The organism is Microcystis sp. M20BS1, from assembly GCF_020245305.1.
Classification (GTDB): Bacteria; Cyanobacteriota; Cyanobacteriia; order Cyanobacteriales; family Microcystaceae; genus Microcystis; species Microcystis ichthyoblabe_A.
This window is the reverse complement of record NZ_JADBUZ010000043.1, coordinates 1-20,878: the sequence shown is the minus strand read 5'-3', so window position 1 is coordinate 20,878 and position 20,878 is coordinate 1. Positions and strand designations below refer to the sequence as shown.

The 20,878-nt window shown below is 43.1% G+C and carries 19 protein-coding genes and 2 pseudogenes; 10 read left to right on the top strand and 11 right to left on the bottom strand.

What is annotated here, in order from left to right:
- Positions 1-83: 83 nt before the first annotated feature.
- The 3 genes from IM507_RS04310 to IM507_RS04300 all read right to left on the bottom strand — a co-directional run bounded on the left by IM507_RS04310 (position 84) and on the right by IM507_RS04300 (position 3,435).
- On the bottom strand, positions 84-323 hold the full coding sequence (locus IM507_RS04310) for a FeoC-like transcriptional regulator (RefSeq protein ID WP_123230789.1): 240 nt from the start codon (positions 321-323) through the stop codon (positions 84-86).
- A gap of 109 nt (positions 324-432) precedes the next feature.
- A complete protein-coding gene (gene feoB, locus IM507_RS04305) occupies positions 433-2,757 on the bottom strand; it encodes a Fe(2+) transporter permease subunit FeoB (RefSeq protein ID WP_287636678.1) in 2,325 nt (774 codons plus the stop codon).
- Between the two features lie 36 nt (positions 2,758-2,793).
- Positions 2,794-3,435 (bottom strand): FeoA family protein, encoded by a 642-nt coding sequence (locus IM507_RS04300; RefSeq protein ID WP_123230787.1) that lies wholly within the window; start codon positions 3,433-3,435, stop codon positions 2,794-2,796.
- A 422-nt stretch (positions 3,436-3,857) separates the two neighbouring features.
- Here IM507_RS04300 and IM507_RS04295 point away from each other — a divergent pair, with 422 nt between their 5' ends.
- Positions 3,858-5,732 carry an ABC transporter ATP-binding protein gene (locus IM507_RS04295; protein WP_069475355.1) on the top strand — a complete coding sequence of 625 codons (1,875 nt, stop codon included), beginning with the start codon at positions 3,858-3,860 and terminating at the stop codon, positions 5,730-5,732.
- Here IM507_RS04295 and IM507_RS04290 read toward each other — a convergent pair.
- Positions 5,725-7,122 carry an amidase gene (locus IM507_RS04290; RefSeq protein ID WP_287636676.1) on the bottom strand — a complete coding sequence of 466 codons (1,398 nt, stop codon included), beginning with the start codon at positions 7,120-7,122 and terminating at the stop codon, positions 5,725-5,727. The genes IM507_RS04295 and IM507_RS04290 overlap by 8 nt on opposite strands.
- A gap of 144 nt (positions 7,123-7,266) precedes the next feature.
- On the opposite strand from IM507_RS04290, the gene pyrR reads away from it, so the two are divergent.
- Complete coding sequence (gene pyrR / locus IM507_RS04285) at positions 7,267-7,800, top strand: bifunctional pyr operon transcriptional regulator/uracil phosphoribosyltransferase PyrR (protein ID WP_002736112.1); 534 nt, start codon at positions 7,267-7,269, stop codon at positions 7,798-7,800.
- 184 nt (positions 7,801-7,984) lie between these two features.
- Here pyrR and IM507_RS04280 read toward each other — a convergent pair whose 3' ends face one another.
- The 5 genes from IM507_RS04280 to IM507_RS04260 form a co-directional block, all read right to left on the bottom strand.
- The gene (locus tag IM507_RS04280) at positions 7,985-8,767 is read right to left on the bottom strand and encodes an endonuclease/exonuclease/phosphatase family protein (RefSeq protein ID WP_069475354.1); all 783 of its coding nucleotides are present in this window, start codon (positions 8,765-8,767) and stop codon (positions 7,985-7,987) included.
- A 245-nt stretch (positions 8,768-9,012) separates the two neighbouring features.
- Positions 9,013-9,213: a photosystem II assembly protein Psb35 gene (gene psb35, locus IM507_RS04275; RefSeq protein ID WP_002737145.1), complete on the bottom strand. Its 201-nt coding sequence runs from the start codon at positions 9,211-9,213 to the stop codon at positions 9,013-9,015.
- A 59-nt stretch (positions 9,214-9,272) separates the two neighbouring features.
- A complete protein-coding gene (locus IM507_RS04270) occupies positions 9,273-9,680 on the bottom strand; it encodes a gamma-glutamylcyclotransferase family protein (protein WP_123230785.1) in 408 nt (135 codons plus the stop codon).
- Positions 9,677-10,702: an aldo/keto reductase gene (locus tag IM507_RS04265; RefSeq protein WP_123230784.1), complete on the bottom strand. Its 1,026-nt coding sequence runs from the start codon at positions 10,700-10,702 to the stop codon at positions 9,677-9,679. The genes IM507_RS04270 and IM507_RS04265 overlap by 4 nt, the downstream gene beginning before the upstream one ends.
- Positions 10,703-11,014: 312 nt before the next feature.
- Positions 11,015-11,167, bottom strand: coding sequence for an anacyclamide synthesis AcyG domain protein (locus IM507_RS04260; protein WP_069475352.1), 153 nt, complete (start codon positions 11,165-11,167; stop codon positions 11,015-11,017).
- A 67-nt stretch (positions 11,168-11,234) separates the two neighbouring features.
- Here IM507_RS04260 and IM507_RS04255 point away from each other — a divergent pair, with 67 nt between their 5' ends.
- The 3 genes from IM507_RS04255 (at position 11,235) to IM507_RS04245 (ending at position 12,594) form a co-directional block, all read left to right on the top strand.
- Positions 11,235-12,026, top strand: coding sequence for a Uma2 family endonuclease (locus tag IM507_RS04255; RefSeq protein ID WP_002735258.1), 792 nt, complete (start codon positions 11,235-11,237; stop codon positions 12,024-12,026).
- 144 nt (positions 12,027-12,170) lie between these two features.
- A complete protein-coding gene (locus IM507_RS04250; RefSeq protein WP_002736704.1) occupies positions 12,171-12,314 on the top strand; it encodes a hypothetical protein in 144 nt (47 codons plus the stop codon).
- Positions 12,304-12,594, top strand: coding sequence for a DUF5615 family PIN-like protein (locus IM507_RS04245; protein WP_123230783.1), 291 nt, complete (start codon positions 12,304-12,306; stop codon positions 12,592-12,594). The genes IM507_RS04250 and IM507_RS04245 overlap by 11 nt, the downstream gene beginning before the upstream one ends.
- 61 nt (positions 12,595-12,655) lie before the next feature.
- On the opposite strand, the gene IM507_RS04240 is transcribed toward IM507_RS04245, so the two are convergent.
- On the bottom strand, positions 12,656-12,817 hold the full coding sequence (locus IM507_RS04240) for a hypothetical protein (RefSeq protein ID WP_184891215.1): 162 nt from the start codon (positions 12,815-12,817) through the stop codon (positions 12,656-12,658).
- Between the two features lie 174 nt (positions 12,818-12,991).
- Between IM507_RS04240 and IM507_RS04235 the strand changes: the two genes are divergently transcribed.
- Together IM507_RS04235 and IM507_RS04230 are read left to right on the top strand one after the other, a co-directional pair.
- Complete coding sequence (locus IM507_RS04235; protein WP_069475351.1) at positions 12,992-13,495, top strand: thermonuclease family protein; 504 nt, start codon at positions 12,992-12,994, stop codon at positions 13,493-13,495.
- Positions 13,496-13,536: 41 nt separating this feature from the next.
- Positions 13,537-13,932 (top strand): hypothetical protein, encoded by a 396-nt coding sequence (locus IM507_RS04230; RefSeq protein WP_002738236.1) that lies wholly within the window; start codon positions 13,537-13,539, stop codon positions 13,930-13,932.
- A gap of 378 nt (positions 13,933-14,310) precedes the next feature.
- On the opposite strand, the gene ftsH3 is transcribed toward IM507_RS04230, so the two are convergent.
- Entirely contained in the window at positions 14,311-16,164 is a 1,854-nt protein-coding gene (gene ftsH3, locus IM507_RS04225; RefSeq protein ID WP_002737367.1) for an ATP-dependent zinc metalloprotease FtsH3, read from the bottom strand.
- Between the two features lie 284 nt (positions 16,165-16,448).
- On the opposite strand from ftsH3, the pseudogene IM507_RS04220 reads away from it, so the two are divergent.
- The 3 genes and pseudogenes from IM507_RS04220 to IM507_RS04210 form a co-directional block, all read left to right on the top strand.
- A pseudogene (locus IM507_RS04220) lies at positions 16,449-17,696 on the top strand (sigma-70 family RNA polymerase sigma factor).
- A 2-nt stretch (positions 17,697-17,698) separates the two neighbouring features.
- Positions 17,699-18,826: a DUF1822 family protein gene (locus IM507_RS04215; protein WP_287636670.1), complete on the top strand. Its 1,128-nt coding sequence runs from the start codon at positions 17,699-17,701 to the stop codon at positions 18,824-18,826.
- Positions 18,827-18,841: 15 nt separating this feature from the next.
- A pseudogene (locus IM507_RS04210) lies at positions 18,842-20,542 on the top strand (CHASE2 domain-containing protein); the annotation flags it as partial.
- Between the last annotated feature and the right edge of the window lie 336 nt (positions 20,543-20,878).

The window sequence follows — 20,878 nt, the reverse complement described above, 5'->3', positions numbered from 1 at the left end:
CAGAAATTAACTATCCCAGTTGAAAGCGACTGGTAATACAGCAGTTATCTTAATGGTGAGATCACTTCTGTAGTGGTGAACTTTTATCTGTTTGTCCCTGTGGAATTGCCTTCAATCCATTCGTAAAAAGCCATAGATTCTGGGGAACAACGGCTGCATCCTCCGCATTTTTCTAGGGAAATCAGACGAATTCGCCCTTTTTTTAGCAAGCGATCGAGCATGGGACTTAAGGCATCCGCTGACATCCGAAAGTGTGTGGATAAGTCAGCCAGAGATGCTTTCTGATTTTTGGCAAGATAAGCCTGTATATCGATTAAAATCATGGTTTATAAGCGAAAAAAATCGAGAAAAGTTGCTTGATTGCGGTGGGTTACGGCGAATCTAAATAATTTGTTAGTTGCCTAGCTTTTTGTCGCCTAACCCACCCTACTTTTAAATTGCCGGACGGTTGATTTTTCGGGGACGGAGATTTTTTAAGGTGAATAAAACCCCGACTACGGTTAAACCCATCAAGACTATCCAAAAGAGGGAGAATCCCGGATGTCGAGAAAAAGTGGCGATTTGATAGAAGGAAGTGGCAACAATATAGGCCATTCCTGTGGTCCAGAGGGCAATAAAAGCAGTCCAACCGGCATTAGTTTCGCGATATACTGCCGATGTGGCCGAAACACAGGGAAAATAGAGCAGAACAAACAATAGATAGGCAAAAGCACCCGCTTGACCATCAAATCTTTTCACCATTGCCCCAAAGATTCCTAAATCTACTTCTTGCTTCTCGGCAGCCGTTTTTTGATCTTGCAAATCACCAATATTTAAACCCAAGGGATCAAGTAATTGATTGGGTAATTCCGCTAAATTGGCGGGAATAGTGGCGATAGCTTCCTGAATTTGCCCCCAAAAGTCGAATTTTGCCACCGCTGCCCCCTTATTAGGGTGATCTTCCCCTGCTAGTTGGCTGTAAATCGAGTTTAATGTCCCTACCATTGCTTCTTTGGCAAAAACTCCCGTAAAAATTCCCACTGTTGCCGGCCAATTTTCCGGTTCTAGTCCCATGGGTGAGAAAATAGGAGTTACAGCTTTACTGGTAGCACTTAAAACCGATCGCTCGCTGTCTTGATTACCAAAAGAACCATCAAAACTAAGGGAGTTGAGTAGTCCCAAAATCATCACCATTAAAACGATAACTCGTCCAGCTTTCCATAAAAACGCTTGCAGACGTTCCCAAGTGCGAATTAAAACCCCTTTCAGACGCGGTAGATGATAGGGAGGCAATTCCATAATAAAGTGACTGACTTCTCCCTTGAGTAGGGTTTTTTTCATCACCAATCCCGTCAAAATAGCGGCGAGAATTCCTAAGATATAAAGACCAAAAACGATATTTTGACCACCTACGGGGAAAAAAGCCGCCGCAAATAGGGCATAAACAGGTAATCTGGCCCCACAGGACATAAAAGGGTTCATCATAATCGTCATTAAACGATCGCGAGAATTTTCTAGGGTCCTGGTGGCCATAATTGCTGGCACAGTGCAACCAAATCCCACTAGCATGGGAACAAAGGATTTACCCGGCAATCCCACCAAACGCATCAATCGGTCCATGACGAAGGCTGCCCGGGCCATATAGCCGGAATCCTCTAAAATTGACAAAAAGAGGAACATAAAGCCAATTACGGGGATAAAAGTGGCGACGGTTTGCACACCTCCCCCCGCTCCATCAGCGAGCAGAGCAATTAGCCAACCCGGGGTATGGATTGTTTGTAAAACTTGGGCAAAACCATCGACAAAGATAGTCTGGGCAGTTAAATCGAAGAAATCGATAAAGGCAGCACTAACATTGATGGTAAACAAGAACATTAGGTACATTACGCCCAAAAATATCGGAATTCCTAACCAGCGATCGAGAACAATCCGATCAAGGCGATCGGACATGGTATCATTTATCTGTCCAGTCCGTTGAGTGGCTCCCTGGGTAACTTGTTGAATAAAGCCATAACGAGTATCAGCAATTAAAATATCAAGGTCTTCCCCTAAAACTTGGTGTATTTGTCGTCTATGCTTGACGATAATGCTTAATAGTTCCTGGGAGCGCAATTCTGGGACGATGCGATCCTCGTATTGCAGTAGATTTAAAGCGGTCCATCTTGGCTCAACGATCCTTTTACTGCTATGGTCGTTAATGTAGGCAACAATCTCGTTAAGAGCTTCCTCAATTACCGCAGGATAAGCGACATAAGCGGCAGTATGGCTAATATTACTGACTAATTCCCCAATTTTTTGCTTTAATTCTCCGATTCCCTCCCCTTTAACCGCACTAATCGGGACGACAATTGCATCCATGCGAACGCTTAAGAGTTGCGGATTAACCACAATACCCCTAGTTTTGGCCACATCCATCATATTCAGGGCAATCAACATCGGTAAACGCATCTCCATGATTTGGGTAGTCAGGTAGAGATTACGCTCTAAATTGGCAGCATCGACGATATTAATCACTAAATCCGCTTCTCCTGACAGTAGATAGTCCCTAGCGACTAATTCATCCATTCCTGTCTCCCCTTCTTCCACATCGAGGGAATAGACTCCGGGTAAATCCACAAGGGTGATATCTTCCCCGTTAACTTGAAATCTTCCCTCTTTGCGATCGACTGTTACTCCCGGCCAGTTGCCGGTCCGTTGATTGGATCCTGTGAGAGCATTAAAAAGGGTAGTTTTGCCACAGTTAGGATTGCCGATTAAGGCGATAATGGGTTTGACCATAATTTAGGATATTGAGTGACGAATAGGCTTAGATGATTAAATTTTGCTTTCTGGGTCTATTTCTTCGACGATTAAAGTGTCTGCCTCCTGTTTACGCAGACTGAGATGAAATCCCCGCACTCGAATCTCGACGGGATCCCCCAAAGGTGCGACGCGAATAACGGTAAACTCTGTCCCCGGAGTTAATCCCATTGATAACAATTTTCCTTTGTATCCGCGCAATGCTCGGTCATAACCGACAACTTTACCCGCTTTTCCTATGGGTATCTCCCGCAGAAATGTTCTTACTTCAGGTAGGTCTTTTTTGGGTTCCAGTTTTTTCGGTTGAATGTCACTAACGAGGATTTTTTCGGCCATTTCTGCCCCGATACCGATACGATTGTCTTGAATGCCAATTAAAACTGATCCCCTCGGTTGGGAGCTAATTACCTGTAATTGAATGCCGGGGTTTAATCCCATACCTAGGAGTCGATTGATCCCTCCTGTCCCCTGAAATCCCACTAACCAGACGGTTTTTCCCATTTCCACTTGTGCGAGGGAATAGGTGACTGTTAGATCAGTACCCATAGGGTTAGTACGTTCTGAGGCTGCCTCTGTACCACCCCAACGGAAAAATTGGGCTTTATTTGGCGATTTTTCTGGTTTTTCTGGGGCATTAGGTCTAATTTTATCGTCCATGCTTTTCTTATCTCCAAAGGTAAGGTAATGAAGGTCTTTCATTCAAGAGTGATAATAATTCCTTAATAGCTCATCGAGTTTACTGAAGTAGCCAAAGGGTGAGAACTGCACTACTGTCAGCCTCAGTCAACGGTTTTGAAACTGTCTAAGACTTGCGATCGCTAAAAATAAATGCTAATTATTCTCAATTACCAGTGTAATCCCAAAGGGGAGACAGAAAAGAAAATTTTTTCTTTAAAAAAGTCACCAGTCTCCGGTAAATGGCGATCGCTGAGAGACGAAAATATTCACTAATGCTGGCAAAATTCTCCCTTGCAAGGGAGATTCCCCCAGCTATCTACCAATTAATTGCACCCAGCTACTGGGAACAGAAAAAGCTATATTTATAAGTAAATCGAATCTGTTTTTCTGTTTAAAGACCTATGGATAACAAAATTCTCGACGTTCACCATCTCACCGTTGAATTTTCCAATCAGAAAAGAACAACAGTCGCCGTTAATAACATTAGTTTTAGCTTGCAGAAAGGTCAAGTTCTCGGTTGTGTGGGGGAGTCGGGTTCAGGAAAATCTGTCACCTCCCTCGCACTCATGGGATTGGTTCCCTCTCCGGGAAAAATTACCCGGGGAGAAATTTGCTTTCGTCCAGCAAAAGGTCAGTCAATGCAAGTAGTAGATTTATTATCTATTCCCCCGGAAGAATTTCGTTATTATCGCGGGGGAGAAATGGCAATGATTTTCCAAGAACCAATGAGTTCTCTTAATCCAGTCTATAACATCGAGTTTCAACTCACCGAAGCAATTTTACTGCATCAAAAAGTCACCCCCGAACAGGCAAAAAATCAAGCAATCTCTCTACTGCAAGAAGTGCGCTTATTACCCAGTGATGAACAGTTAGAGGAGAAATATATAGAAACTTTTCCCTTAGAAAATAAGGGTCATGTCAGAGAAAAAATTAGAACTTATATTCAGGAACAAAAAGAGGCAATTCTCAAGCGTTATCCTCACGAATTATCGGGGGGACAATTACAAAGGGTAATGATTGCCATGGCGATTTCTTGTAATCCTACTCTATTAATTGCTGACGAACCAACCACCGCTTTAGATGTGACTGTCCAAGCAGAAATATTAAGATTATTACGCGATTTGTGTAAAAGCGATCGAGAAATGTCAATGGTTTTTATCTCCCACGATTTAGGAGTTATTAACGAAATTGCCGATCAAATTGTCGTGATGTATCAAGGAGAAATTGTCGAACAGGGAACAAAAGAAGAAGTATTAAATTATCCCCAACATCCCTACACAAAAGGTTTACTTGCCTGTCGTCCTCGCTTAAACTCTCGTCCCGAAAAATTGCCCACTGTCAGCGATTTTTTACAAGTGGAAAAAGACTCTCAAGGTAAGATTATTGACTTACAGGAAATTACTCCACCAGCAGTTAAATTTATTACTCTCCAGGAGGAAGAAAGCAGAATTGAAGGTTTACAACATCACGAGAATATTTTATCAGTAGAAAATTTATCGGTTAGATTTCCAGTTAAGGGAGTTTTCGGGCAAGTAAAGACCTTTTTTAATGCCGTAGATCAGGTCAGTTTTGCCGTTAAACAGGGAGAAACCCTCGGTTTAGTCGGTGAGTCGGGCTGCGGAAAATCTACCTTAGCAAGGACAATTCTGCGCTTAATTCCTGCTACTTCCGGAAATATTTATTTCCGAGGAGAAAATCTCGCTAAGTTAAACCCCAGCGATCCAAAATTAAGACTACTGCGACGGGAATTACAGATAGTTTTTCAGAATCCCTACAACTCCCTGAATCCCCGTTTATCCATCGGTAAAGCAATTTTAGAACCGATGGTTATTCATCATACTGGCGGCAATTCCCAAAAGCAACGGCAACGAGTAGAATATTTATTAGAACGAGTTAAACTTGATCCTAATTGGTTTGATCGCTATCCCCATCAATTATCGGGAGGACAACGACAAAGGGTGTGTATTGCCCGCGCTTTAGCCTTAAATCCTCAGTTTATTATCTGTGATGAATCTGTCTCTGCTTTAGATGTTTCCGTACAAGCGGAAGTCTTAAATTTACTCAAAGAATTACAGCAGGAATTTAATCTCACTTATATCTTTATTTCCCACGATTTAAGTGTCGTCAGATTTATGAGCGATCGCATTATGGTGATGAATAAAGGTAAAATTGAGGAAATGGGTACAGCTAACGAAATTATCAACTCTCCCCAAAGCGATTACACGCGTAAACTTATCGCTTCCATTCCCCAATTTACCGAAAGTCTTGCTAGTTAAAATTAGCCATCAAACCGAAAGGATTAGCTGCCTCTAATTGTGCCGATAAACCTAACAAAGTGATTTCATCAGCAGGTTTACCCACTAACTGAATTCCCACGGGTAAACCCTGACTATCCACTCCTGTGGGTAAAGCAATCGCGGGCAAACCACTCGCATTAGCAATCGGGGAAGGGGCAATCCAACGAATCATCTTATCAACCGCTGCTTCCGGTGGTAAATTTTCCCACTCACCAATTCCGGGGGGTTGATGTAGGAAAATGGGCAAAAGTAAGACATCAAAATTATCAAACATCGCCACAATTTGCCGCGAAATAACGTGCATCTGCCGCACCGCTTGCAGGTATTCCCCCGCGCTGCCAGAATTGTCTAATAACCATTGGTTAAGGGGACTTAGTAACTCCTTGGGAATTCCCGTCGCCGCCGTCCCCGCTTGCCAAATACGCCGAAAAGGAGCGATTAACGCCTGTAAATCGGGAGAATACTCGGTTAAATGATGCCCCATACCCTCTAAAATTTTAGCCGTCTCGAGGACAGCATTTTTATAAACGGAAGCCGCCTCGCCGAAGGGGGATATGGAAGTAGCAAAAGCGATTCTAAGGGGTTTTACGCCTCTTTGAGTGGCTTCTAGGAAAGAAAAGGGCGGATCGGGTAGCCAGTAGGGATCGCCCGTCGTATAGCCCGAAATCACGGTAAGCAGCGCCGCCCCATCTGCCACCGTCTTAGAAAGAGTGCCGTTAGTGGCGATACCGCTTTGAAATTCCCCCACCGGGGCATAGGAAACGCGCCCGCGACTGGGTTTTATCCCCACCAAACCGCAACAACCCGCCGGAGTACGAATGGAACCGCCACCATCGGAACCCTGGGCAATCGGGCAGAAACCCGCCGCTACCGCCGCCGCCGCGCCACCACTGGAACCTCCTGCGGTATAATCGCAGTTGAAGGGGTTACGAGTCGGCAAAAAACCCGGATTTTCGGTGTAGGGAAAGGACCCTAACTGGGAAGTGGCAGTTTTGCCCAGAAGGATAAAACCAGCCATTTTCATTCTGGTGACGATTCCTTCGTCGTATTGGGCAATATTTCCCTGTAAAGCGGCGACTCCGTAACTAACCGGCATTCCAGCGACGGCATTTAAGTCTTTAATGGCGGTGGGAACTCCAAAAAAAGGCGGTAATTCGGCAGTAGCGGCGATTTGACTTAATTGTTCCGTTTGGATGCTGGCGGTTGCTAGGGCGCTTTCCCCGGCGACATGGACAAAACTACCGATTTGACAGTCAAATTTCTCAATTCTGTCGAGGTATAAATGGGTTAATTCTAGGGGGGAGATTTGTTTAGTGCGAATCAGTTGGGCTAATTCTAGGGCAGATTTTTGCAATAATTCATCACTCATGAGCGATCGAGTTAAAATAGGTAAGTGAAAATAATTATATTCTTTAATGATAGAGATGGTTTTAAAAGAAAAAAGGAAAAAGTAAAAAAAGACCATTGCTGTAAAAATTTCCCTATCCCCTATCCCCCCTTTTCTTAGAAAATTATGACCCCACAGTTAATTGAAATTCTCTCGGCTGACGAAATTCGTCGCACCATTACCCGTTTAGCTTCCGAAGTTATCGAAAAAAGTGGCGATTTGAATAATTTGATTTTGATCGGTATCTACACGCGAGGAGTGCCTTTAGCTAATTTAATTGCTAGTCAAATTGAGAGCTTAGAAGGGGTAAAAGTTCCCGTGGGAGCGATCGATATTACCTTCTATCGCGACGATCTTGATCGCATTAAAACCCGCACTCCGGCTAAAACCAAAATGCCCCTAGATGTCACGGGAAAAACCGTGATTTTAGTTGATGATGTTATCTACAAAGGTCGCACAATCCGCTCCGCTTTTAATGCTATTATTGAGTATGGCAGACCGCAAAAAATCCGCTTATTAGTCCTCGTTGATCGTGGTCATCGGGAATTACCAATTCACCCGGATTTTACTGGCAAAAAACTCCCCACCGCAGCCGAGGAACAGGTCAGAGTTTATCTACAGGAGATTGACGGCAAAGATGGGGTGGAATTAATCAAATAAACAGATGATTGGTAACTAATCCCCGGAGGAAAATAAACAGAATTGCCTCGATAATAGCCACGAAAATAGCACTTCTTGAGTCTTTTCCTGTTGAAAACACCGAAAAAATTTAACCATTGAATTACTAAAGTCTGCTGAAGCTTTCACCCTCTATATATTTGCTAAATACAAAAATAATCTATTTTTAGGGCAAGGTAAAAGCAGCAATTACAGGATAATGATCGGAGGGAATAAGATTCAACCAACGGGAAGGATCGACTTTTGCCCAATCTAACTGCAAACGGTTATCATAATAAATGGTATCGATGGCTAAATAAGGGGTATCGGTGTAATTATTAAAGCTCATTTGTTCCGCTAATTCCAAATCGGCTAAAGCGTCCTTTAATTTAATTTCTGACTGGAGAGGTTGAGTTAAAATCTGACGGGGTAATTGCTGAGAATTAACATTAAAATCCCCCGTTAAAAACAGGTAATCTTTTGTTAAATCTAGTTGACAAAAACGCTCCTGTATGCACTTAGCACCTAAGTCCTTAGCTTTGTCGCTATAGTAATCGAGATGGGTGTTATAAAACTGCAAAGTTTGCCCCTCAAGAGTGCCAAATTTAGCCCCCGTTACCATGCGGGGATAAGGATTACCCCAAGCTTCGGTAATACTGCCAACAATATCGGGAGTTTCTGATAGCCAAAATTCGTAAATTTCTAAACATTTTAACCGACTTGGTTGATACAAAATCGCACAATGTTCATCTAATCCTGTCCCTCTGCGATCACTACCTAAACTTTGGTATTTTGGCAATAAACGGTGTAGATCCAATAGTTGATTAGCGCGAGCTTCCTGAGTACCAATTATATCGGGAGAATAGTGAGCAATTAAAGCCGCTACTGCTTCCCTTCTTACTCGCCAATTACGCTCATCAGGATCGGGTTTATCGTAGCGAATATTAAAGGACATCGCTGTTAGTTTCATAGCAAAATGGAGAATAGGGAAGATGGAAGGGAATGGGTAGTTCTGTCAGTAAATAGTAATCAGTAATCAGTGAACTGAAAACCCACATCTGATAACAAGGTCTGAATCTAAAACCTAATTTGTTAAGCTAAAAGCTTTGATGTGCTTAGTTTCTAACCTTCTTTTTAGGTAGGAGAATTGCCAGATTCTGTGTTTTGCCCCTTGCCTCTTGCCTTGAGAAGCTGATAACTGATAACTGCCTTTTTCTAGGATCGAGAATCAGAATCTATATCTGTCTTCACTTCGGGGATAATATCCGGTCTTTGGGCATCTTCCCAACCAACAGGACGTTTAGAATTATACCAAGCGATCGAACCGATGGTGACAGCAGCCAGAAAACCGACCACATAAACTGCCACGAAATAAACGGGGAATTTGCCACTGGCCACTTCTAGGAGTAGATACATAATTTTTTCACGATTAAGCTTTTAATTTGTATATCTTAACAGAATCGGCCCCCTCATCCCTATTCTCGATCGCTACTGGTCCACCAACCGGAAGGAAGCCAAATACCGCCATAGATAGCTATTTTTGCTGGTGTCATCACATATCCCCAGGCTTCGCAGATTAATTCTCGCTCTAGATTATAAATAGGGATTCTGCGACGCTGATACTCGTTTTCTTCTGCAGCTCTGCCGGGTTGATAATCTTCCAAACTATCCAAAAGCCCTATATCATAATCTGCGTTAAAAGTCAATAAAATTCCCTTCACCCAGCCATCCCCCTCGGTCAGTCCGGGATAACCGAGGGCGGTAAGATGGTATAAATGCCCCCTTGTGTAGGCGGTTTTAGAGTTGATCACTTTTCCTGCACAGTAGGCAGAATAGTTACTCTCTTTAGGTTTCAGGGTTCCATAAACAAAGACTTCCATCATCGGTCCAATTGTGCCGCTACTCCTCCTAATAGGATATCGCGAACAAATTGACTGGCTAAAAGTTCCTGGGGAAACCCGAGGGAAATGGCACTGATATTATCAAGTCGTTGCAGCTGTTCCCCAGTCAGGTTAAAATCCACACAGGCGAGATTATCCTGCAATTGGGACAATCTTCGAGCGCCAATGATAGGAATTATAGGGTTAGGGCGATTTCTGAGCCAATTTAACGCCACTTGTGCCGGTGATTTCCCGATTTCTCTGGCAATCTCTAGGACGGTCTCGGCAATTTTCAGATCGCGATCGAGAATTTGAAAAGGTTGGTCGGTCATGCTTAAACGACCATCGACGGGGTTGGGTTGATTATATTTTCCCGTTAAAACTCCTCCTCCCAGGGGACTCCAAGCTGTCACACCGATGTTTAATGCTTTGGCCATAGGCAATAATTCCCGTTCGGGGGTGCGTTCCTTGAGAGAATATTCTATTTGTAGTCCGATAAAGGGTGTCCATCCCCGTAGGGTGGCCAGGGTGTTTGCTTGGGAGACAATCCAAGCAGGACTGTCAGAAATGCCGATATAAAGCACTTTTCCCATCCTGACCAAATCATCGAAAGCACGCATCACTTCCTCCATAGGAGTGAGAGAGTCCCAAATATGAAGCCAGAGTAAATCGATATAATTAGTACCTAAACGCTTTAAACTAGCTTCTACCGCCTGAAAGAGGTTTTTTCGATGATTTCCGCAGGCATTGACATCCCCGGGACGGGTGTTGAGAGAATATTTCGTGGCGATTACCCATTTTTCTCGATCGCCCTTGACAAATTCCCCCACTAATGTTTCACTGGTTCCGTTAGTGTAGATATTAGCAGTATCGAGAAAATTGCCGCCCGCTTCCGCAAAAGCCTGAAAAACCGCCCGACTTTCCTCTTTATCCGCTCCCCAACCCCAATCTTCCCCGAATGTCATCGTCCCTAGACATAGTTCGGAAACTCGCAGACCACTATTACCTAAAAGTTTGTAACGCATAATTAACTAAAATTTTGAATAAGAAGTTAATTATAATTGAATTTGATCGACAGCTAACCCTGGCCTCAGTGGTTATACTAAATTCCGTTGAGAAGGTATAAAGGAGCGGGGAGCGGGGAGCGGTGAATCTGCCTGTCCACAAATGGTGCTGATAATATGGTTAGCATGGAAGCGCAAATGCAAACTTGCGATGATGTTTTCCTCGGGGATTTCTTCTTTGAACAGATGCTCTTTTTCTTCCTCACTTTTGCCACTTTTTTCTACATCTAAAAAGGCTTGTAAGTGTTGCGGATCGATGGTAAATTATTCCGACTAATAGGTATCAAGGCGGGTAATATTTGCTGATTGGAAACAGACGATATCTAAATCAATTAGTCCATCAAGAACAGCGATTTTGATGAGTGGATCGCCTTTTGTCTGGGAGCGAAGAGCGGTCATTCCGAGGATAGCATTGAGATCAGGCATAGTTTTTGCAGGTTTTGAAGAACAGTTATAGAATAAAAGCTAGATAACAAAAATAGGGGAATTAAAGATGAGTTCAATGACCCAAACTGTACAACCCTCAACCACAATTCAGGAACCTTCGACCACAGCGTATTGCGCTTCCCCTTTACCCGACCACACCCAACTCCCCGATAAAGATGGAAGTTTTGTGAAAAACTATCAAGAGCCTCCCCAAGCAGACCTTTTAACGCATACTATTACACCCCTTTTAGAACAATTACATCCTGACGGTAATTACTGTCTGGGTCGAGATTGTGGGATTTATTGGCGATTGCCAGAGTATCCAGAATCCCTAGAAAAAGGTGCTGTTGCTCCCGATTGGTTTTATGTTCCCCATGTCCCCACAACGATTGATGGTCAAGTTCGCCGTTCCTTTGTGATGTGGAAAGAAACCATTGAACCGGTTATTGCCTTAGAATTTGTCTCTGGTAATGGTGAAGAAGAACGGGATAAAACGCCTGTTAAGGGTAAATTTTGGATCTATGAGCGAGCGATTCAAATTCCTTTTTATGGGATTTATGAAGTTAACAAGGCTCAGATCGAGATGTACCAGTTAGTTAATGGTCGTTACCAAAAAATGACTCCTAATCAGCGCGGTCATTATCCCATTACTCCTTTAAAGGTAGAGTTAGGAATTTGGCAAGGGGAATACCAAAATCAGTTCTTTCCCTGGCTTCGCTGGTGGGATGGGGAAGGTAACTTGTTGTTAACTTCCCAGGAATCCACTCAACAGGAACGACAACGAGCCGAACAGGAACGACAACGAGCCGATCGCCTAGCGGAACAGTTAAGGGCCTTGGGGATAGAACCTAAAGATTAGATCTCTTGCATAAGTCTAGACAAAATAGGATAAAATAGTCCAAGAGTTAAGATTGAAAGATGACTTACGAACAAGTAAGGGACTTGCGTATTAATGAATTACCATCTAGACTAGAGAAGCAACTTGTTACTCCCACTCTCAACTATGGTAACTGAACTGACTGAAAAAATCAAATCAAGCTTGAAAGATGCGGCAAAAAAGCTGACAGGTTTTAAGAAAAGGGCTTTTATGGCGCAAGTAACTATAGACTATTTTAACTCTTCTGAGAATCCGGTTTTTGTTAGATGAAAACTTATCCCCAGACCTCAAAATATCTCTGTTGCGATTGAATCCTAATCTCGATATTTTGCGAGTAGGTGAACCCGATGCACCACCACTGGGAACTTTAGACCCAGAAATCCTAGATTATGTTGCGTCATTTCAACGGTTGTTAGTTACCAATAATCGTCGCAGTATGCCCGGACACCTGAAAAACCATTGGGATAAGGGGGGACATATTTGGGGTTTACTATGGTTGCGTCCCAGTGCTAATTTAGAAATCTGGGCAGAAGAATTATATCTGATTTAGGAAGCATCCGAAGCAGAAGAATGGATTGACCGAGTTGATTGGATTCCCTTTTAAATCTTCGCTATTTTTCGATCTTACCAGCGATCGCATTTAGCCTTGTTTTGATTCTGGTCATCCACTGGTTAAACTCGGCCGATTGCCAGTCGATAGCTTCCTTCCGTAGCCTTATCTCTTCCGTTGTTTTTTCGGTGGCTTCTAACCGGATATTTAATTCTGTAATCATCATTGCCTCAAGTATCTATGGATTCTTTACGGCAGGGAACCTGACATATTAATCAATGGGAATCAACCTCTTTACGGAAATTTTGCCGTTGACATCCTCACCACCGTAAAATAGACGGCGATTACCAATCCCGACGATTTGGTTTTCCTTGCCACCGTCACGCACCCAAAAACCATGAAGCGCCTTTTCCTTTTAGCGATCGCCTTACTATTGGTGTTCTGTCAGAACCTTCCCTCCTCAACCTTAGCCAATACCCGCACTTGCACGGTGGTCAGGGGTTCGGTACACGACGGCGACACGATTAGGGTCGATTGTGACGGAAAAGAGCAGAGAATCAGATTCGCTTGTGTTGATGCCCCAGAAATCAAACAGGAAAACGGCATCGCCAGTCGTGATCACTTGCGATCGCTTCTTAACCGGGCAAATAACCAAGTCACTATCAATGCTATCGATACAGATCGATTTGGGCGCACCGTGGCCGAGGTGTACGCCAACGGTCAGCTAGTTCAACTGCAGCAGGTAAAAGATGGTATGGTTTGGGCTTACGATCGATTCAAGGGCAACTGTCCAAGCTGGAATGAAATCGAAAGGGCTTTTACCGAAGCTCGATCGAACCGCAAGGGAATTTGCGAGGGAAACCCGATGTCACCCTGGGAATGGCGAAAACGGAATCGGTAGTTTTTGATCTGTAGAGATAGAAAAATTCCCAGAGGTAAATTATGAACAGAGACATCATTACTGGAATGGACGGCGAGATTTATGCCAGACGCGATCTGAGTCGGGAATGGGGCGGAGCGATCGATCTGGGAACCGCGAGAACCGGTAAAAGCTTCGAGGTTGACGGTCATTTAGGGGAAACTAATCGCTGCGGCGTTTGGGATAGTGTGGACAGACTAAGATTCAGGACTTCGCGTAACCTTCGTTTGGAACTCGCCACCGACCCCAACGTGATCACCGAGTTAGTGCGATTCGATAGTAAGGGTGTCGCCACCGTCGTCGGTTCGGTTCAGTACAGCTATCGATTATCCTTGAATTTAACACCGGGTCGCTACGGCCTCAGCTTCTTTGTCGAGGGAGATTTGATCTCCTATCAGGTTAATGCCAGTTTTATTTAGGGCTGTTGACTGATCGCTGATAACTGATAACTGATAACTGATAACTGAGAAGGCGTTACTGAATCAAGGTATGAATGCCAACTGTGCATCGTGTCCAAAAGTTAGTTTGGGTCTAGGTTTTAAAAATCCCATAAGAGAAGATTCATACTAAATCTGGTTATTAAAAACTGATTATTTATCCCCCCTTTTGCCTCTTGCCTTTTGCCTTTCCTGATATGTAGCCTATACTCAACGGATTTAGTATCATATCTCAAATCAGCAACGCCTGTTAAGCTGATTAACAGCTGATCAGCAAGAAATTAAGTTTGTCATTAATTTTCATTTAACAAAAAAACAGCACCCATCAGGATGCTGTTTGTCAAGAAAATGTTACAAAACTTAAGCTAAAGCCGCCATTTTCACCTCGTTATGAGCGAGGATATTTTGTAACTCCTCCGCGTCCACGGTTTCTTTTTCCACTAACATTTGCGCTAACTGATCCAAGATGGCGCGGTTATTGACTAAAACCTCTTTAGCGCGACGATAGGCCTGTTCTACTAGGTTACGCACCTCCTCGTCAATAGCTGCCGCAGTTTCATCGGAGAAATCTCGATCGGAAGCGATATCACGACCTAGGAAAACATTACCATTTTGACGACCTAAAGCCACCGGTCCGAGGCGATCGCTCATTCCGAAACGAGTTACCATTTGCCGCGCTACTCGTGCCACCTGTTGCAGGTCATTAGAAGCACCCGTAGTCACTTCCTCCTCACCGAAGATAATTTCTTCAGCTAAACGACCCCCCAAAGCTACAGCCATCTGATTTTGCAGATAAGCGCGAGAATATAACCCGGATTCCATGCGATCCTCGCTGGGAGTGAACCAAGTTAAACCCCCAGCGCGACCGCGAGGAATAATACTAATTTTCTGGACAGGATCATAATCCGGCATTAAAGCACCCACCAAAGCGTGACCAGCTTCATGGTAAGCAACTAAAGTTTTGCGTTTTTCGCTCATGACGCGATTTTTCTTCTCAGGGCCGGCCAAGACACGATCAATCGCATCGTTGATCTCATCCATGGAAATCTCGGTTAAATTGCGACGTGCCGCTAAAATTGCGGCTTCGTTGAGCAAATTAGCCAGATCCGCACCGGTAAAACCGGGGGTACGACGGGCGATTTTATCGAGATCCACGTCTTGGGCCAAAGTTTTGCCTCTGGAGTGGACATTAAGGATTTCCTTACGGCCAGCGTAATCGGGACGATCCACCACCACTTGGCGATCGAAACGACCCGGACGTAATAAAGCGGCATCCAGCACATCAGGACGGTTAGTGGCGGCGATAATGATAATACCTGTATTACCTTCAAAACCGTCCATTTCCGTTAATAATTGGTTGAGGGTTTGTTCCCGTTCATCGTTACCACCCCCTAAACCGGCACCCCGTTGACGACCGACAGCATCAATCTCATCGATAAAGACGATACAAGGTGCATTCGCTTTCGCTTGTTCAAATAGGTCGCGGACGCGAGACGCACCCACCCCGACGAACATTTCCACGAATTCCGAACCGGAAATGCTAAAAAACGGGACTCCTGCTTCTCCAGCTACTGCGCGAGCGAGTAGGGTTTTACCAGTCCCCGGAGGACCGACTAAAAGGACTCCTTTGGGGATTTTTGCCCCAATTGCCGTGAAGCGATCGGCATTTTTCAGGAAGTCCACCACTTCGTTTAATTCTAATTTTGCCCCTTCAATCCCGGCCACATCACCGAAAGTAACCTGGGTTTGGGGTTCCATCTGTACCCTTGCTTTCGATTTGCCGAAGTTCATCGCTTGGGAACCGGGACCACTTTGGGCGCGACGGAGCAAGAAAAATAGACCAACAAGAAGTAAAATCGGGAAAAAGAGGCTACTGAAGGCTCTTACCCATACTCCTTCTTCTCTTTGGGGCAGTACGGAAATATCAACGTTATTTTCTGCCAAGATGTTGATTAATTGCGGATCGTTGGGCAGGTTAACTAATACATTTGCTCCATCTTGGGTGGGTACGATCGCTCGTTGCCGGTCGGCACTTAAGCGCACGGTTTCTACTTTACCTTCCCGTACTTCCTGTAAAAATTCACTATACTTCCAAGTTTGTTGCACTGCTGGCTGGCGATCAAAGAAAGCTGAGGCCAAGGCAAGGACTACGATTAACAATAGGGCATATAGTCCCGCATTGCGCCATTTTTTGTTATTACCGTTTTTGTTCACGCTGTCGAACTCCTGATAAATTGAGGATGATCTTATCGGTTGTTAAGGGGTTGTTAACTTATGTTAACGTTTCTCAGGAACAGTGGACAGGTTTTTTTTAAAAGATGCCCCTCGTAGTCCTCCCTGGGGGTTAGCTGTTGGGGGTTGGCAGTGGGTAAAAAAGCCATTTACTGTGACTCTCCTCGACCGAGTATGATCAATTTGTAACAAAATGCCAAAATACTGCATAAAAGCTGCAAGTGGAACGATAGAGAGTTTAGTTGACCTCCACGGGGACTAGCTAGATGAAAAAACGAGAGACTTTGCTGGAGAAGTTTTGTTGCTTTTTAGTTTTGCAGCAAAATAGGACAGAATGGAATTGCGATCGGCGTTTGCGTCGTAACATGGAAAGCTATGGCCCAATCGATCCTAATGTCGATTCAGAGGAGTATTGGGCCCTATTCTTTCAGCAACAGTATCAGAATCCCGGTTCCCAAAATCATCTTTTCCGTGGGCATTTATACGCTTATTTACAGGAACCTTGCTACTGGGCTGCTGCCGAAATCTATCAAAAATATCAAGCTAAACTAGATTATCAGATCGAAGACTACTTTAACGAAGGAATTCTTGGTTTTGAGGCTATCTTAGCTGACTTTAAGCCTTTATTCTCTACTCGCTTCGATAATTTTGCCACTCAGAGGATTAAATATCGCTTAATCGATCGCATCCGTCAGATTAGTCAAGCATTCGGCCATAATACTTGGAGCCTACTACTTAATTCTACCTGAGCGCGTCTCAGCCAAGCTCTCCAGACGAGGGGATTAGTGGGGGAAACTCTCGAAAATTACCTTTTAGCTTGGGATTACTATAAAGAAATTTATGCCCAGGCAAAAATAAAAACCGATGGTAAAATTCAGGAACCTAGTCCAGAAATCTGGCAAAAAATCGCCGCTGCTTATAACTCGGATAGCCACTCTACCATCAAAATCAATTCTGCGACAATTACCCGATGGTTAAAGGATGCGGGACAAGCTATTTTTGATTATTTATTTCCCCAAGGAAAAACAATTTCTCTACAGCAACCTTTAGGGGGTGAGGAAAGTAGCACGAGGGAGGAAATGATCGAAGATACTGACCATGATACCCCTTGGCAGCAATTAGAAGCGGCGGAAAATTTTCGCGAGTCGCAACAAAATCACCAAAAAATTCTAGCTTGGTTACGCGCAGAAATTTCACAGATTTGTCAGCAGCCGCAACAGGCAAAACTGCATCCGCAAATTCAGTTAATTCTAGAGATGACTTATGGTTCAGGGTTGGGACAAGTGGCAATTGCCGCTAAGATTACAGAAATCACCACGGTGGTTATCAAACAATATCAGGTTTCTAGGGAACTGGATAAAGTTTATCGTCACCTCGCTAAAAAGTTTTTACCCTGGGCCAGCGAAAACCTGCATATTCCTTTCCAGTCCCACGATAGAGAAGTTATTAGTAAGGCAATAGAACCATGGCTAACATACTACTATCAAACCAGCGCAACAACTCAGGAGGATTAATTATGGTTAATGATTGGTTAGAACTAACTCCTGATAGCATTTGGCTAGAAATACCCGCAGATATTCAAGAGATAAGTTGGGCAAAAAGTGCCAGTTTTACTGATGCCAGTATTCGTCAGAGATTTTATATTAATTATCTCTGTCAACAAGTTATTTTTAACTATCTACAGTCAGGGATGCCTGGGGTTAGCTTAGTAGAAAATCAAGAGGATTTCTGGCAACTAGGAGTTAATGGTTTTACCGTTAAATTAGGCGAAAAGTCAGTAATAGTTATTGCCAGCGAAACTCTGGATCTAGAAGCGATCGAAATTCCTCAAGAATGGGTAGATATTCCTCAATTAATTGGTGATTATTATCTAGCGGTACAGGTAAACACTGCCGAAAGTTATCTGAGAATTTGGGGTTCTACTACCCATAAAGATATTAAAGAAAAAGGACAATATATTAAGCGCAATCTTAACTACTCTCTACCGAGAAATCAACTGCAATCAGGATCATATTCTTTGGATTTATGGGAAGAGTGTCAATGGCAACCAGTTAAGATTGAACGGGAAAAGATGGAAGAAAAACTATCTTTAGATAGATTGACAACCTTACTAGACATCTTAGCTAATCCTCAGTTAATCTTTCCCAGAAAAGCCGTTACTTTTCAGGAATGGGCAGCAGTAATCGTCAATAGTAACTGGAGAAAAATTTTAATTACCCGTCGGCAAAAATCCCCCGTCAAGTTAACCAATTGGTTTACTGATAATTTCCCCATTGATTGGCAAAGTATCCTCAATTTTAGCTCACTGTCACTGGTTCCAGCTTTCAAAAATACAGAAATTAAACGCATCAAAGATTTAGGAGTAGAATTACTGGGAAATCCCCTCGCTTTGATGATTACTATCGCTAAAACTGAAGAAGTATTTAGCCTGCAAGCGACTGTTTACCCCACCGGAGAAACAAGCACTTTACCCACCCATTTAAAATTAACTATTCTCACCGAAACTGGTCAGGTTTTTCGAGAAGTAATTGCCACAGATAACGATGAATTTATTCGTTATCGATTTGATGCTGAATTGGGGGATAAATTCTTCATTGAAGTGGCCTTAGAATCGGCAAGAGTAACCGAATATTTACAAGTATAAGCGAGGAAAAACTTAATGATTAAACTCTTAACTCTCGAACTAGATGGCACATTCGATCGGGGATTTAAAGTAAAATTAGAAATTCGTCCCGATCTTAATTCTCGTCCCCAAACTGTGATCAAAGCAAGGCTACCAGCTAATTTAGAGTTATTAACTTTTTACCGTCAATGGCAACGTCACTATAGTGAATTAGAGGGATTTTTTAAAGTCTTAAAAGATAGCAATCCCCAACAAATTACCAATAGTTCTCAGCAGAGTTTAGTTTTTAAAAACTGCCAAGAAAAAGCCAAATTATTTGAGGATAACTTAAACAAATGGTTGAATAATAGCCCAGAATTTGAACCGATCAAAACCGCAATTCTGCGCTCTGGCAATAACTTTCGTATCTGGGTACAAACCGATAATATTTGGCTGCAAAGATTCCCCTGGGAAAAATGGGAAATTCTCCAAAATACTGGCGCAGATATAGCCATTATTGTCTCAGAATACGATACCTTAGCCAGACAATTAAAAAATCATGAAAAAATTCGGATTTTAGCCATTTTAGGCTATGCCACCGACTTAAAATTTCTCGAAGAAGATCGCAAAACTTTAGACGATATTGCGGGAAAAGCAGGAGCCGAAATTATCTGGGAAAAAGCCCCCCACCCGCAAAAATTAAATCAGTTATTGCGTCAAGAAACTTGGAATATCCTCTTTTTTAGCGGTCATAGTGCCAGTACAGAAAATGGTCAAGATTGCGAAATTCAACTAACAGAAACTCATAAATTAAAGATAGCTGATTTTAGCTTTTCCCTGGGAGAAGCCACTAAAAACGGGTTAAAGTTAGCGATATTTAACTCCTGTGATGGTATCGGTTTAGCACAACAACTATCACGGGAAAAAGGGATGGCATTACCCCATCTAATCTTTATGCGCGAGAAATTACCCGATCCTGTTTCTCCCAAATTTCTGCAATACTTTTTAACCGCTTTTACCAATAATAAATCTCTCTATAGTGCCGTACATGAAGCCCAAAAAAATCTCCACGATGATTGGGAAAAAGACTATCCCTGTGCCAGTTGGCTGCCCGTAGTTTGCCCCAATCCCACCGAAGAACCCCCCACTTGGCATAGTTTCAGTAACTCCCCTCAAAAACAACAAAATTGGCGACGATTTGCTCTAACTTTCGGTTTAGGTTTAGCCGTAACGATGACAGTCTTGGCAATAAGAGAAACAGGAATTTTAGAACCCTTAGAATTAAATATTTATGATCGCCTGATGCAACTAAAACCCAAAGATAAACCCGATGAAAGATTATTAATTATTACCATTGATCGCCAAGATTGGGCCTATCAAGATCGCATGGGTATGAAAAGACCAACAATACCCGGAAGCGATCGAAAACGTTCCCTCGCAGGAGAAGCATTATCGCAGCTTTTAAATAAATTACTGCCCTACGAACCGCAAATTATCGCCTTAGATATCCTCCGTCCCATCGCTGCCAGTCAAGATTATCCACCCCTAGCCAAACAATTACAAAATACTCCTAATTTTATCTCGATTTGTAAGTTTAATAATTACCCGCAACCGGACGGATTTCCCCCACCCCCGGAACTGCCAAAAAATCAGAGTGGTTTTAGTAACATAGTCCCAGACGAAACCATTGCCGGAGTTCCCCGAATTCGTCGTTTTTTATATCAGGCAAAACTCGATCGCACCTCTCCCTGTCTTCCCTAGGGCTGTTTCATTTAAATTAAGTACAGCTGATTTTGAGTCAATAAATTTAACTCAAAATTCTCAAGTTTATCTTTCTCTAATCAAAAGAGTTAGTCACAATAATTAATCTTTAATACCCTGCCAATATTTATTATGAATAGATGGATAAAGCTTTTTATCAAGCCACTAAAAGCCTATCTCTCGTGAAATTCCCTGAGAGTACATCCTGTTAATTTAGCTAATTTTTCTGCTTCTTACGTCGATAAAACTATCAGTTTTTCCCAACGTTCAGCTAACCACCTCTGTCCCTCCGTTATTGAGAGAAAACCCAAACCTCTGAAAAGATTCAATCCT